Source organism: Bradyrhizobium sp. U531, from assembly GCF_051710265.1.
Classification (GTDB): Bacteria; Pseudomonadota; Alphaproteobacteria; order Rhizobiales; family Xanthobacteraceae; genus Bradyrhizobium.
The window spans coordinates 1,895,792-1,909,546 of record NZ_JASVEN010000001.1; the positions used below are offsets into that span (position 1 = coordinate 1,895,792).

Here is a 13,755-nt window from a genome sequence, read left to right on the forward strand (position 1 = left end):
ACGGAGGAGACATCATGGATCGGCGGCAATTTCTGACCACGACGGCGGGCCTTGCGCTCGGCACCTTCACGGCCGCGGCGCCGGCGATCGCGCAAGCGAAAACCAAGGTCCGCGTCGGCTATCTTCACACCGTCGCCGTCGACGGCCAGATCTGGACCGGCATGGACCGCGGCTCCTTCGAGAAGCAGGGCCTCGATCTCGAGCTGCGGCAATTCAACACCGGGCTGGAAATCTTCCAGGCCCTGATCGGCGGCAGCCTCGACGTGCTCGCGACCGGCGCCGTGCTCTCGAACTTCCCGGCGCGCGGCCAGGGCAAGGTGTTCCTCATCAACGACATCGAGGTCGCGACGGCGCAGCTCTGGGTTCGCGGCGATCAGGGCATCAAGTCGTTCGCGGATCTGAAAGGCAAGCGCATCGCGACCGCGACCGGCACCACGGCGCACGTGTTCCTCGACACTGCGCTGCGGGCCAACAAGGTCGACCCCAAGGAGGTCGAGCTCGTCAACCAGACCATGCCGGCGGCCGTGACCGCCTTCATCTCCGGCGCCGTGCCGGCCGTGGCGCTCTGGGTGCCGTTCAACGTCACGGTCCGCGACAAGGTGCCCGGCGCGACCATGCTGGCCGATGCGTCAGCCTATTATCCCAAGGCGGCCATCATCGGCGGCTGGGCCGCGGCGAACGACTATTACGAACCCAACAAGGAGACCCTGGCCAAGCTGATCCGCGGCTGGGCCGATGCCAACGACTACATCGTCGCCAACAGCAACGAGGCGATGGAGAAGCTGCAGAAGGGTCACTACAGCCAGACGCCGCTGTCCGACATCAACGAGTCCTTCAAGGCCCAGAAGATGTTCACGTCCAAGGACTGGAAGCGGATGTACTCGGACGGGACCGTCACCAACTGGCTGCAGCAATCGACAGACTTCTTCATGGCCAACGCCGGCATCAAGGACTTCACGCCGGCGAGCAAATATTTCGATCCGGGTCTGTATTTGAAGACGATTGCTTAGGGGCGAGCGAACTGAGGGGCTTTTTTGTGTTGGCGCCGGACACGTCACCTGTCCGGCGCGCTCGGACATCGCGACATGCACCTTGTGCGCAGCACCGCGATGCCGTCGGCGTACGTCTCCTCCAGCTGCTGCGCGAAGGTCATAGATCGCCCGTCCACCGTGTTCGAGGCGACCGCGTCGATATCATGCTCCGCGCGCGGCAGCGAAGACGCCGGCCCCGTTCCGCGCCAGACGTTCCCTGCGGGAACGATGCGCCACTGACCCGTTGAACAAACAATTCTCTCATGCGTTTACCAACCGTGTTTTCGCTGACTCCTCGCGCAAGACGGAAGGGTTGTCATGAAAGTTCGCAAATTTGCCGTCGCCGACGCATCGTTCGAACGCTCGCCTGGGCAGGATGCAGAGATATTCGCCGGCAATGTGATCGATCAGCGCGACGGCGGACCAATCACAATCGGCTTCGGGCGCTATGCGCCCAATCAGAGCCTCGAGGAAAAGCTCGCCGTGGACGACGTCATGCTCGTCCTGGAGGGCAAGCTGTCGGTGACGAGCGAGTATGGCACAGTCACCGCCGGTCCAGGTGAGATCGTCCACATGCCCAAGGGGCAGCAGGTCACCATCCGCTCCCACGAGCAAGGCGCCGTCACCGCCTACGTCACCTATCCGCATTGGCAGGAAGCAGGGTGAGATGGCTGTTGGGATGGTTGTAGCGAAGCCAGCAACCATCAACCACGCTTAAGTCTTGTGGCGATGGGTTCGCTGTCTAAGGGGACACGCTAGCCCCTACTCCCACTCAATGGTCCCAGGCGGCTTGCTGGTCACGTCGTACACGACCCGGTTCACGCCCTTCACCTCGTTGATGATGCGCGTCGCGGTCTCGCCTAAGAACTTCATGTCGAACTGGTAGAAATCCGCGGTCATGCCGTCGGTCGAGGTCACGGCGCGCAGTCCCACGACGTAGTCGTAGGTGCGGCCGTCGCCCATGACGCCGACGGTCTTGACCGGGAGCAGCACGGCAAAGGCCTGCCAGATGTCGTCGTAGAGGCCGTGCTTGCGGATCTGGTCGATATAGACGGCGTCCGCTTTGCGCAGGATGTCGAGCTTGTCGCGGGTGATGTCGCCGGGGCAGCGGATGGCGAGGCCCGGGCCCGGGAACGGGTGGCGGCCCACAAAGATTTCGGGAAGGCCGAGCTCGTAGCCGAGCTTGCGGACCTCGTCCTTGAACAGCTCGCGCAGGGGCTCGACGAGCTTCATGTTCATGCGCTCGGGGAGACCGCCGACATTGTGGTGCGACTTGATGGTGACTGACGGTCCGCCGGTGAAGGAGACGCTCTCGATCACGTCGGGGTAGAGCGTGCCCTGCGCCAGGAAGTCGGCGCCGCCGAGCTTCTTGGCTTCCTGCTCGAACACCTCGATGAAGAGGCGGCCGATGGTCTTGCGCTTTTTTTCGGGATCGGTGACGCCTTCGAGCTCGCCGAGGAACTGCTTGGAGGCATCCACGTGCACGAGCGGGATGTTGTAGTGGTGGCGGAACAGATCGACCACGGTCTTGGCCTCATCAAGACGCAGCATGCCGTGATCGACGAACACGCAGGTGAGCTGGTCGCCGATGGCTTCGTGGATCAACACGGCCGCGACCGCGGAATCGACGCCGCCGGAGAGGCCGCAGATCACCTTGCCCTTGCCGACCTGGCTGCGGATCTTGGCGATCTCTTCCGCGCGGAAGGCGCCCATGGTCCAGTCGCCGGTGAGACCGGCGATCTTGCGGACGAAGTTGCGGATCAGCTTGGCGCCGTCGGGCGTGTGCACCACTTCGGGGTGGAACATCAGGCCGTAGTACTTGCGCTTCTCGTCCTGGATGATCGCGAACGGCGCGTTCGGCGAGGTGCCGGCCACCGAGAAGCCCGGCGGCATCCTGGTGATGCGGTCGCCGTGACTCATCCAGACCTGGTTCTTGCTGCCTGAGGACCAGACATCCGCGAACAGCTGGCTGTCGGCCTTGACTTCGACATCGGCGCGGCCGAATTCGCGGTGATGACCGCCCTCGACCTCGCCGCCGAGCTGGGCGGCCATGGTCATCTGGCCGTAGCAGATGCCCATCACGGGCACGCCGGAATCGAAGATCGCTTGCGGGGCACGGGGCGAGCCGGCTTCATGCACCGACTCCGGCCCGCCGGAGAGGATCACCGCTTTAGGCTTCATCTCCTTGAAGGCCTCTTCGGCCTTGTTGAACGGGACGATCTCGCAATAGACGCCGTCCTCGCGCACGCGACGCGCGATCAGCTGCGTCACCTGGCTGCCGAAGTCGACGATGAGAATCTTGTCATGCGCCGAGGCCACCGAGGGCGTCGACGCGGAGCGGTCGTTCTGTGCTGCTGTCATGGCCAGCAAATACGCTGGCGCGGCCCTGCCCGCAACCGCGCTCGCCGCGCGCCCACATGCTTCTTTGGGCATGGACAAACGGATATAGGTCAGTATTATTGACCTATATGCTTCGCTCTCAAAACAGGGGCTGATCAGGGAGAACGCCATGTCACGGCATCACCAGCCATCCACGCTCGCGGCGCTCGGCCGGACCTGGGTCGAGGCCTGGAACGCGCGCGATCTCGAACGCGTGCTCACGCTCTACGACGAGGCCGTCCTGATGACCTCGGACCGCATCCCGATGATGGGTTTTGACGCCAGCGGCACGGTGCACGGCAAGGACGCGCTGCGCGCCTATTGGGGCAAGGCGCTCGGCCTGCTGCCGGAGCTGCATTTCACGCTGATCGATCTGTTCGTCAGCCCCGACAGCGTCGTGGTGTTCTACGCCAACGAGCGGGGGAAGAAGATCTGCGAATATCTGCGGGTGAATGATGCCGGGCTGATCGTGCAGGGCTCGGCGAACCATTTGGTGCACTAGCCCATCCCCGTCATTGCGAGCGCAGCGAAGCAATCCAGGCTGCCGCTGCGGATGCATTTCTGGATTGCTTCGCTGCGCTCGTAATGACGAAGACTGGGGCGACGGCGTGCGTTAACAGAGGCACTGCCGGCCCTTAAGACAGGATTCCCCCATGAAGCTCCCCACCTCCCCCTTCACCGTCACCGACTGGAGCAAGGTCGAGGCCACCATGCATGCCGGCGAGACCGGACAGGCGACATGGCGCACGCTCAATATCGGCGAGCTCCGGGTGCGGATGGTCGAGTATTCTCCGGGCTATCTGGCCGACCATTGGTGCGACCGCGGCCACGTGCTCTACGTGCTGAAGGGCGAGCTGGATTCCGAGCTGCGTGACGGGCGCACATTCAAGCTGACGGCGGGGATGAGCTACCAGGTCTCGGATTTCGGCGACGCCGCGCACCGGTCCTCGACGGCCACCGGGGCGACGCTCTTCATCGTCGACTGAGGTGGGGCCGACGGTTAATTTGCACCGCAAAATAGCAAAGTCGCGCGACGTTTCGGACTACGGGTGGTGCCTTGAAGTGGCCCCAAATTCTCGCTATATTGTGATCATCGATACTTGGCCGAACGACTGGGCCGCTTCGCTTCGTTGCTGACGGGCGCGCACGCTTCAGATGAATTCTCCAAACATCGACTCATCAGGGATCACGGGCGCATTGGTGCGTCATGATCCGCGTGCGTACTCAACCTAACTAAAGGAAATATCCCATGGCTATGGGCACCGTGAAGTGGTTCAACACCCAAAAGGGTTATGGTTTCATCCAGCCGGACGACGGCCAGAAGGACGTGTTCGTGCACATCAGCGCCGTCGAGCGCGCTGGCCTCTCCTCCCTCAACGAGGGTCAGAAGGTCTCGTTCGACATCGTCGCCGACCGCCGCAGCGGCAAGTCGTCGGCTGACAATCTCCGCGTCGGCTAACGCCGGCGCAGCGTTCTGACCACGGACGTACCGGCAGAACGTTAGAGCTAGAAAACCCCGCGACCGGGATCCGGTCCGCGGGGTTTTTTGCGTTTGGGGGCGTCAGACGCGGCGCTGTAGGGCGGATTAGCGCAGCGTAATCCGCCAACACCTGCCTCATCGGAGAGAGACACGGCGGATTACGCCGACCGCTGCGTTTTGCGCAGCCGCCGGCTAATCCGCCCTACGGACCTACGCCTTCTTCAGCACCGAAACGAAGAACCCATCCGTCCCGGTGCGGCGCGGCGTCATCAGCCAGCCCTCCGCCGACTGCAGCGCGGCTTGCGCAAAATCCTCCGCCTTGTCCCAGAGTACGCTCGCGGTTTGCTCGGGCGGGACGACCGCGAATTCGGGATGACGGCTCATGAACGCCCTCACCTGCTCGCCGTTCTCTTCGGACAGCACCGAGCACGTAATATAGGCAATGCGGCCGCCCGACTTTACCAGCGGCGCCGCGCGTTCCAGCACCTCGGTCTGGTCGCGTAGGCGAATCTCCAGCGCGCCGGGGCGCATGCGCCATTTGGCGTCGGGGTTGCGGCGCCAGGTTCCGGTTCCCGTGCAGGGCGCGTCGATCACGACGAGATCGGCGCTGCCACGGATATCCGCGAGAGGATCGGCCTCGCCCTTGGGCGTGCGGACATCGGCATTATGGACGCCGGCACGCGACAGCCGCTCGTGGATCGGCGCGAGCTGGCGCTTGTCGCGGTCGGTCGCGATCAGCCGGCCCTTGCCCTGCATCATGGCAGCAAGCGCCAGCGTCTTGCCGCCGGCACCGGCGCAGAGATCGATCACCTGCTCGCCGGGCTTTGCCGCGGTGAACTGGGCCGCAAGCTGCGATCCCTCATCCTGCACTTCAACGCCGCCCTTGATGAAATCCTCTTCCGCCTGGATGCCGGGATTGCGCGCATCGGCCGAAAGCGCGATGCGGAGGCCCGTTGCCGACCATGGCGTCGGTTCTGCATGAAGATGAGCAAGCGCCTTCAGCACCTTGTCGCGATTGGACTTTAGCGTGTTGACGCGCAGGTCGAGCGGGGCTCGGCTCGCCATCGCGGCGGCCTCCGCCGCACGGTCGTCGCCGAACACTTTTGCCAGGTACGGATCGAGCCAATCGGGATAGTCGCCGGCGATCGCGGCCGGCGCATCCTTCAGGGAGCGATGGCTGAGTGCGGCCTGCTCGGCCTCGGTCAGCGGCGCCGGCGCGAAGCGGCTGCCGTCGAACAGGGCGCCCATCGTCGCCGCGTCCATGGCGCGTTCGAGCCTGAGCATGCCGATCAGCCGCGCGCGCGCGGTATCCGCGTCCATCAGCCAGGCGCTCGAGGCGTAGCGGCGCAGCACGTCCCAGACGAGGCCGGCGATCGCGGCGCGGTCGCCGGAACCGGCGAAGCGGTGCGCGGTGCCCCACTCCTTCAGCGCCTTCGCCGCGGGCACGCGGTCCTTCTCGATTGTGTCGATCAGTTCAATGGCTGCGGACAGCCGGGCAGCGGGGGTCATTTGAATCTTTCAGTGAAGCTTGCAGTGAATCTTGCAAGTCAGGAATTGCGCGCAAGGGTCAGATCAGCAACAGCATCTTCAGCGCGAAGTAGATCCACATCGCCAGCAGCACGAGGCAGCCAGCGAGCCAGACCGTGGAGCGGCGGCCGAGATCGTTCGAGGAGACGAACACGCCGGCATGGGCGAACCGCGTCACCACGAACACCCAGGACATCAGCACGATGAACAGGTCGGCATGGCGGAGCGGGAGCGCCAGCGCGATCAGGACGTAGAACAGCACCGGCAGTTCGAACTGGTTGCGGTAGCAATTGGCGATTTGCGTGGCGCCCTTGGGCCAGTTCGGCTCGCCCAGCGCGATGTCGCGGATCTTGGTCTCGCCCGCAACCAGCGTGCGACGGCGCGCCAGCACCATGCCGATCAGCAGCGCGAAGGTGAGTCCCACCTGCACGAACACAGGCAGCAGAACCATCTGAATAGACATCGGAACTTTCCCGTAAGGCGGCATGCCGCGGCCCGTCATTAGCCGCGTCTGGTGGTCCTGACAATCAACGAGTTGAACCCGTGTTCCCGCTTCCGCGACCAACTGCCGACAGTTAAAGCGATTTTGCCCCCTCGGGGCGCACGGCGAGCCAGCCATGACCACCCTGTCCAGCCTTTTGACCGAATCCGCCGACGGCCAGATCGGTATCCTGATGTCGGCCCTGTCAGGTATCGCAATGGCGCTCGCGGTCGCGCTGGCGATGACGGTTTACTTCCGCTTGAGCTACCGAACCTGGCGCGACGTGGTCAGGCATGGCCTCGCCACCCTCGCCGCGCTCGTCCTGTTCGCCTTCGCCGCCTACGACATGCGCCATGCTGCGGCGGCCTATCTCGGCCTCAACCCGTCCAAGCCGGCGGTCGAGTTCGAGATCCGCATGCCCCGGGAAACTCTCACGGCGGTGTCCGATACCCAGATCGAGTTGCACACCGACCGCAACCAGACCCTGGCGCTGGTTGGCGGCGTGCAGGAACTCGGCGACGGACGCTCGGTCCTGCGTGGCGCGGTGGCGCTCAGCCAGCGCACCGCCGACCGCGTGCTGGTCGTGAACCTCCCCGGCAAGGGCACGTTCGAGTTTCGTCTCCGCCTGCCAGCCGAGCCGCATCGCTCCGAGCAGTTCGGCCCCTGGCACCTCGCCGACCGCATCGCCTCGCCGATGACGGGCGCGGTCGCACCGCAGGACGGCTACACGATCCGCTATCGCGTGCTTTAAACTTTGTTCGGTCGCCGATGACGCTTGCGCGTCATCGTTCCGACAAGCGCGCGCGGATATGGTGATGCCATGTCCGAATTTCGCCTCACGCAGATTTCCGACACGCATCTCGGCCGGCGCTTCCCCGGCCTGATCGCAAACTTCCAGGCGGTCAGCGAGCACATCGATACCAACAGGCCCGATCTCGTCGTCAACACCGGCGACGTCGCCTTCGACGGTCCGACCGGCCGCGACGATGTCGTGTTCGCAAAAGGCCTGCACGACGCCCTGCCCGTGGCCTGCCGCTACATCCCCGGCAATCACGACATCGGCGACAATCCGACCGCGCTCGGGCCTGCGCCGAAGCCTCCGGTCAGCGAAGCGCACCGCCGGCAATTCTGCGACATCGTCGGCGACGACCATTGGATGTTCGAGGCCGCCGGCTGGTGCTTCATCGGCCTCAATTCGCTGGTGATGAATTCAGGGCTCGCCTTCGAGGCCGAGCAATTCGACTGGCTGGGCATGCAGATCGCGCGCACGAACGGCAGGCCGGTTGCGCTGTTCGTGCACAAGCCGCTCTTCCTCAACCAGCCCGACGATCTCGAAACGCCGGAGACCTCGATCCGCTACGTGCCGCAGCCGGCGCGGGCGCGGCTGATCGAGATGCTGGGGACGATCGATTTGCGCCTCGTCGCCAGCGGGCACGTGCACCAGCGGCGCGACTTCACCTGGCAGCACACCCGCCACGTCTGGGCGCCGTCGGCCGGCTTCATCATCAACGATCAACGGCAGGACCGGATCGCGATCAAGGAAGTCGGGCTGGTCGAGTACCGCTTCCGCCCCGACAGTTTCGAAGTCCGCCACGTCAGGGCCAAAGGCCAGGTCGATGTCGACATCGAGAAACTGCTCGCCCAGATGGGCGGCGAGCATTGATGAGCTCCGATCGGCTCAGGCGACGCTCTTGAGATCCTGCTGGATCGCGGCGAGCAACGACTGCAGCGCCGCGCTGTTCACCGGCTTGGCTCCGGCATCATTGGCAGGCGGCAACCTGACGGGCTGCGCCGGCTTGACCGGGCGCTTCGGGAATGGCGGAGGCGGCGCCGGCATCGCGGCGCGTGTCAGATCACGCTCCTCCTCGGCATGAACGAACTTGCCGTGGATGACGTCATCGCGGCGGCCCATGACGAACATCGTCGTCCAATAGCCGGCCGCAAGCAGGATTACGCAGAAAACACTGATCTCTATCATCGCAACACCCAAAATATGCACGATGATTCAATGCCTTCGCGATCCCGTCAATGAACCGCCGGTCACACCTGCGGGTTTTGCGGGCAGGTGTGACCATTTGGTGACTCTTTCTTAACTATCTCCAGGCGGCGTGTGGCCTCGCAGCCACGGGAGTCCCGGCCTGTGTCGCGTCAGGCCTTGTCGGGCCCGACCCGGACCAGCTGCTTGCCGAAATTGGCGCCCTTCAGCAGGCCCATGAAGGCTCCGGGCGCGCTCTCCAGGCCCTCGGTGACGAACTCCTTGTACTTGACCTTGCCGTCGCGGACCCATCCCGACATGTCGCGCAGGAAGTCGCCATGGCGCGAGGCGAAGTCGGAGACGATGAAGCCGCGGAAGGTCAGCCGCTTGGTCAGCGTCGCGCGCATCATGCTGGCCGCCCATTTCGGCGGCTTGGCCTCGGTGTCGTTGTAATGCGCGATCAGGCCGCAGACCGGCACGCGGGCGAACGGGTTGAGCAGCGGGAACACCGCCTCGAACACGGCGCCGCCGACATTCTCGAAATAGACGTCGATGCCCTTAGGGCAGGCGTCCTTCAGCTTGGCCGCCAAATCAGGATCGCGGTGATCGATACAGGCATCGAAGCCAAGTTCCTTCACGACGTAGTCGCACTTGTCCTTGCCGCCGGCGATGCCGACCGCGCGTGCGCCCTTGATCTTGGCGATCTGCCCCACCGCCGAGCCGACCGCACCGGAGGCACCGGCGACGACGACGGTCTCGCCTTCTTGCGGCTTGCCGATGTCGAGCAGGCCCGTATACGCGGTCATGCCGGGCATGCCGAGCACGCCGATGGAGGTCGAGATCGGACCAAGCTTGGGATCGACCTTGATCAGGCCCTTGCCGTTCGAGATCGCGTTGGTCTGCCAGCCCGTGCGTGCACGGACGATGTCGCCCTTGGCGAAGTCCGGATTGTTGGAGGCGACGACCTCGCTCACCGCCTCACCTTCCATCACGCCGCCGACCGGCACCGGTGCGGCGTAGGACGGACCATCGCTCATGCGCCCGCGCATATAGGGATCGAGCGACAGCCAGATCGTGCGCAGCAGCACTTCGCCCGCGCCGGCCGACGGCACCGCGAATTCCTCCAGACGAAAATCAGACGGTTTGGGCTCGCCGACGGGACGTGCGGCGAGAACGATGCGTTTGCCTTGAGACATGGCTTCCTCCGATTTGCGTTTCGGCGTGAACGGAAGCGGAGGCAGCGAGGCGCGTCAATACAAAAGCGGTGGAGAGACAAACTCACTGTCATCGCCCGCGAAGGCGGGCGATCCAGTACTCCGAGACGGTTGTAACTGAACCGAAAGGCCGCGGCGTACTGGATGCCCCGCCTTCGCGGGGCATGACACCGTCATTCAAGCGCGAACGACGACTAACCCCCGCCCGGATAGTTCGGGCTCTCGCGCGTAATGGTCACGTCGTGGACGTGGCTTTCGCGCAGGCCCGCGCCGGTGATGCGGACGAACTGGGCCTTGTCGTGCAGCTCCGTCATGTCCTTGGCGCCGACATAGCCCATCGCGGCGCGAAGACCGCCGGCGAGCTGGTGCATGACGTTGCCGACCGGGCCCTTGTAAGGCACCTGGCCCTCGATGCCTTCCGGCACGAGCTTGAGCGTGTCCTTGATGTCCTGCTGGAAGTAGCGGTCGGCGGAGCCGCGCGCCATCGCGCCGACCGAGCCCATGCCGCGATAGGCCTTGTAGGAACGGCCCTGCCACAGGAACACTTCGCCCGGCGTCTCGTCGGTGCCAGCGAGCAGCGAGCCGACCATGGCGATATCGGCACCGGCTGCGAGCGCCTTGGCAAGATCGCCGGAGAACTTGATGCCGCCATCGGCGATGACGGGAATGTCGGCCTTCTTCGCCGCCTCCACCGCGTCCATGATCGCGGTGAGCTGGGGAACGCCGACGCCGGCGACGATGCGCGTGGTGCAGATCGAGCCCGGACCGATGCCGACCTTGATGCAGTCGGCGCCCGCGTCGATCAGCGCCTGCGTGCCTTCGGTGGTGGCGACGTTGCCGGCGACGACCTGCACCGAGTTCGAGAGCCGCTTGATGCGATTCACCGCATGCAGCACGTGACGCGAATGGCCATGCGCGGTGTCGACGACGACGAGGTCGACGCCGGCATCGATCAGGCGCTCGGTACGCTCGAAGCCGGTATCGCCGACGGTGGTGGCGGCGGCGACGCGCAGGCGCCCCTGCGCGTCCTTGCAGGCGAGCGGATGGGCGACCGCCTTCTCCATGTCCTTGACGGTGATCAGGCCGACGCAGCGATATTGCTCGTCGACGACCAGCAGCTTCTCGATGCGATGCTGGTGCAGCATCCGCCGCGCTTCGTCCTGGCTGACATTCTCGCGGACCGTGACGAGGCCTTCATGCGTCATCAGCTCGGAGACTTTTTGCCGGCGGTCGGTGGCAAAGCGCACGTCGCGGTTGGTGAGAATGCCTACCAGCTTGCCGGGCGTGTTCTTGCCGGCGCCGGTGACGACGGGAATGCCGGAGATGCCGTGGTCGCTCATCAGCTTGAGCGCATCGTCGAGCGTGGCCTCGGGGCTGATGGTGAGCGGGTTCACCACCATGCCCGACTCGTAGCGCTTGACCTGGCGCACCTGGGCGGCCTGCCCTTCGGGATCGAAATTGCGGTGGATGACGCCGAGGCCGCCGGCCTGCGCCATGGCGATCGCCATGCGGGCTTCGGTGACGGTGTCCATGGCGGAGGCCATGATCGGGATGTTGAGCGGAATGGCGCGGGTGACGCGGGAGCGGATGTCGACCTCGCCCGGCATGACGTCCGACAGGCCCGGCTTCAGCAGCACGTCGTCGAACGTAAAGGCTTCGCGGATGCCCTGAAGTTGCACCGTGGCCATTTGCCAACTCCTTCCTGCGGCCTTGCCGCAAATGCTAATGGATGAGCGCCGCCCTCGGCGTACCTTGCGGCATCGCCTTGAGAATCGGAGCCCATCGGTGGGGTTGACGCGGGTCGATAGCACGGCCGCGTGACGAATCAAAGCAATTCGGACGGCTGGCCAGCCATGCACAGGCTTTTTACGTAAATTCGGCGGGGATAGCCTACGCAGCCGCCCAACCGCTGTCATTCCGGGGCGCGACAAAGTCGCGAACCCGGAATCCATCCCACAGCGATCCCGCGGCCCAATAGATTCCGGGTTCGCGCCAAGAGGCTCGCCCCGGAATGACGCCAGAGTTAGAACCAACGCGCCCCGGAACGACGAAAATCGGTCACACCGTTGTTACGCAGGATCTAGGTGCTATGCGTCGATCCGCAATGGTCGCAGGCGGACGGCGATGATAAGCCGCAAGCACCCTTCCTTCTGATTTTCATGACCAATCCCTCATGGTGGACAAGCAACGCATCATTCCGCTGATCGTCGCCACTGCTCTCTTTATGGAGAACATGGACTCGACCGTGATCGCCACCTCGCTGCCGGCGATCGCGGCCGATATCGGCACCAGCCCGCTGACGCTGAAGCTCGCGATCACGTCCTATCTGTTGTCGCTCGCGGTGTTCATCCCGGCGAGCGGCTGGACCGCCGACCGGTTCGGCGCACGGATGGTGTTCGCGATCGCGGTCGGCGTGTTCATGGTCGGATCGGTCGGCTGCGCGCTGTCGTCCTCGGTGACCGATTTCGTGTTCGCGCGCATCCTGCAGGGCATGGGCGGGGCGATGATGACGCCGGTCGGGCGCCTCGTGCTGCTGCGCTCGGTGGACAAGAGCGCGCTGGTCAACGCCATGGCGTGGGTGACGGTCCCGGCCCTGATCGGTCCGGTGATCGGACCTCCGCTCGGCGGCTTCATCACGACCTATGCGTCGTGGCACTGGATCTTCCTGATCAACATCCCGATCGGGCTGCTCGGCATCTTCATGGCGCTGAAGTTCATCGACCCCATCAAGAGCGACGAACGCGAGCCGTTCGATCTCTACGGCATGGTGCTGGCCGGCATCGGGCTCGCGGGCATTGCTTTCGGCCTTTCGGTTGCCGGTCTCAATTTGCTGCCCTGGAGCACGGTCGCGGCGCTGATTGCCGGCGGCGCGATCTCGATGACGCTCTACGTCATTCACGCCCGGCGCACCGGCTCGCCCGTGCTCGATTTCTCGCTTTTGAAGCTGCCGACGCTGCGCGCCGCCGTGCTCGGCGGCTTCCTGTTCCGGCTCGGCATCGGTGCGCTGCCCTTCCTGCTGCCGCTCTTGATGCAGATCGGCTTCGGGCTGTCGCCGTTCCATTCCGGCCTCGTCACCTTCGCCTCCTCGCTCGGGGCCATGGGCATGAAGACGCTCGCGGCACGCCTAATCCGCACCTTCGGCTTCCGCAATTTGATGACAGTGAACGCGATCGTCAGCGCGGTCTTCCTCGCCGTCTGCGCGCTGTTCACGGTGACGACGCCGCTGCTGATCATCATGGTCATCCTGGTGGTCGGCGGCTTCTTCCGCTCGCTGGAGTTCACCGCGATCAACACGGTCGCCTATGCCGACGTCGAGAGCGCGCAGATGAGCCGCGCCACCACCCTCGTCAGCGTCAACCAGCAGCTCGCGGTCTCCGCGGGCGTCGCGGTCGGCGCGGCGTGCGTGGAGACGACGATGTGGCACCACCATGTCAGCGAGATCGACGCCACCGTGTTCGCGCCGGCCTTCGTTGTGATCGCGCTGACTTCGGCAGCCTCGAGCTGGTTCTTCTGGCAGATGCCGGTTGACGCCGGCCACGAGATCTCGGGCCGCAAGGCGGTGGAGATCGCAAGCCGCAAGGGCGCCGCGAAGAGCGCGGCCAACGCCGCGGTCAAGACCGCGACCGAGGATACGCAGGACGTGCGGGACCAGCGGCTGGGGTAGCCGC

At 64.8% G+C, this 13,755-nt stretch carries 14 protein-coding genes; 8 read left to right on the forward strand and 6 right to left on the reverse strand.

What is annotated here, in order from left to right; translation table 11 throughout:
• Positions 1-14 precede the first annotated feature (14 nt).
• Both QRQ56_RS09385 and QRQ56_RS09390 read left to right on the forward strand, forming a co-directional pair.
• A complete protein-coding gene (locus QRQ56_RS09385; protein WP_438739254.1) occupies positions 15-1,010 on the forward strand; it encodes an ABC transporter substrate-binding protein in 996 nt (331 codons plus the stop codon).
• Between the two features lie 339 nt (positions 1,011-1,349).
• Complete coding sequence (locus tag QRQ56_RS09390) at positions 1,350-1,697, forward strand: ethanolamine utilization protein (protein ID WP_438739255.1); 348 nt, start codon at positions 1,350-1,352, stop codon at positions 1,695-1,697.
• Positions 1,698-1,793: 96 nt separating this feature from the next.
• Here QRQ56_RS09390 and guaA read toward each other — a convergent pair whose 3' ends face one another.
• A complete protein-coding gene (guaA, locus tag QRQ56_RS09395; protein WP_438739256.1) occupies positions 1,794-3,392 on the reverse strand; it encodes a glutamine-hydrolyzing GMP synthase in 1,599 nt (532 codons plus the stop codon).
• A 148-nt stretch (positions 3,393-3,540) separates the two neighbouring features.
• Here guaA and QRQ56_RS09400 point away from each other — a divergent pair, with 148 nt between their 5' ends.
• The 3 genes from QRQ56_RS09400 to QRQ56_RS09410 all read left to right on the forward strand — a co-directional run bounded on the left by QRQ56_RS09400 (position 3,541) and on the right by QRQ56_RS09410 (position 4,869).
• A complete protein-coding gene (locus QRQ56_RS09400) occupies positions 3,541-3,912 on the forward strand; it encodes a nuclear transport factor 2 family protein (protein WP_438739258.1) in 372 nt (123 codons plus the stop codon).
• Positions 3,913-4,063: 151 nt separating this feature from the next.
• Complete coding sequence (locus QRQ56_RS09405; RefSeq protein ID WP_438739259.1) at positions 4,064-4,396, forward strand: DHCW motif cupin fold protein; 333 nt, start codon at positions 4,064-4,066, stop codon at positions 4,394-4,396.
• 263 nt (positions 4,397-4,659) lie between these two features.
• The gene (locus QRQ56_RS09410; RefSeq protein WP_008141931.1) at positions 4,660-4,869 is read left to right on the forward strand and encodes a cold-shock protein; all 210 of its coding nucleotides are present in this window, start codon (positions 4,660-4,662) and stop codon (positions 4,867-4,869) included.
• A 231-nt stretch (positions 4,870-5,100) separates the two neighbouring features.
• Here QRQ56_RS09410 and QRQ56_RS09415 read toward each other — a convergent pair whose 3' ends face one another.
• The gene (locus tag QRQ56_RS09415) at positions 5,101-6,399 is read right to left on the reverse strand and encodes an RsmB/NOP family class I SAM-dependent RNA methyltransferase (RefSeq protein WP_438739261.1); all 1,299 of its coding nucleotides are present in this window, start codon (positions 6,397-6,399) and stop codon (positions 5,101-5,103) included.
• A 58-nt stretch (positions 6,400-6,457) separates the two neighbouring features.
• Positions 6,458-6,880, reverse strand: a complete 423-nt coding sequence (locus QRQ56_RS09420) for an MAPEG family protein (protein WP_298242595.1) — start codon at positions 6,878-6,880, stop codon at positions 6,458-6,460.
• Positions 6,881-7,034: 154 nt separating this feature from the next.
• Here QRQ56_RS09420 and QRQ56_RS09425 point away from each other — a divergent pair, with 154 nt between their 5' ends.
• Positions 7,035-7,649: an acriflavin resistance protein gene (locus QRQ56_RS09425; protein WP_438739263.1), complete on the forward strand. Its 615-nt coding sequence runs from the start codon at positions 7,035-7,037 to the stop codon at positions 7,647-7,649.
• 69 nt (positions 7,650-7,718) lie between these two features.
• Complete coding sequence (locus tag QRQ56_RS09430) at positions 7,719-8,561, forward strand: metallophosphoesterase family protein (RefSeq protein WP_438739264.1); 843 nt, start codon at positions 7,719-7,721, stop codon at positions 8,559-8,561.
• 15 nt (positions 8,562-8,576) lie between these two features.
• Here QRQ56_RS09430 and QRQ56_RS09435 read toward each other — a convergent pair whose 3' ends face one another.
• The 3 genes from QRQ56_RS09435 to guaB form a co-directional block, all read right to left on the reverse strand.
• Positions 8,577-8,876 carry a hypothetical protein gene (locus QRQ56_RS09435; RefSeq protein ID WP_438739266.1) on the reverse strand — a complete coding sequence of 100 codons (300 nt, stop codon included), beginning with the start codon at positions 8,874-8,876 and terminating at the stop codon, positions 8,577-8,579.
• Between the two features lie 170 nt (positions 8,877-9,046).
• Positions 9,047-10,069 carry an NADP-dependent oxidoreductase gene (locus tag QRQ56_RS09440; RefSeq protein WP_438739267.1) on the reverse strand — a complete coding sequence of 341 codons (1,023 nt, stop codon included), beginning with the start codon at positions 10,067-10,069 and terminating at the stop codon, positions 9,047-9,049.
• Between the two features lie 212 nt (positions 10,070-10,281).
• Complete coding sequence (guaB, locus tag QRQ56_RS09445; protein ID WP_438739268.1) at positions 10,282-11,775, reverse strand: IMP dehydrogenase; 1,494 nt, start codon at positions 11,773-11,775, stop codon at positions 10,282-10,284.
• Positions 11,776-12,260: 485 nt separating this feature from the next.
• Here guaB and QRQ56_RS09450 point away from each other — a divergent pair, with 485 nt between their 5' ends.
• Positions 12,261-13,751 carry a DHA2 family efflux MFS transporter permease subunit gene (locus QRQ56_RS09450; RefSeq protein ID WP_438739270.1) on the forward strand — a complete coding sequence of 497 codons (1,491 nt, stop codon included), beginning with the start codon at positions 12,261-12,263 and terminating at the stop codon, positions 13,749-13,751.
• Positions 13,752-13,755: the final 4 nt, after the last annotated feature.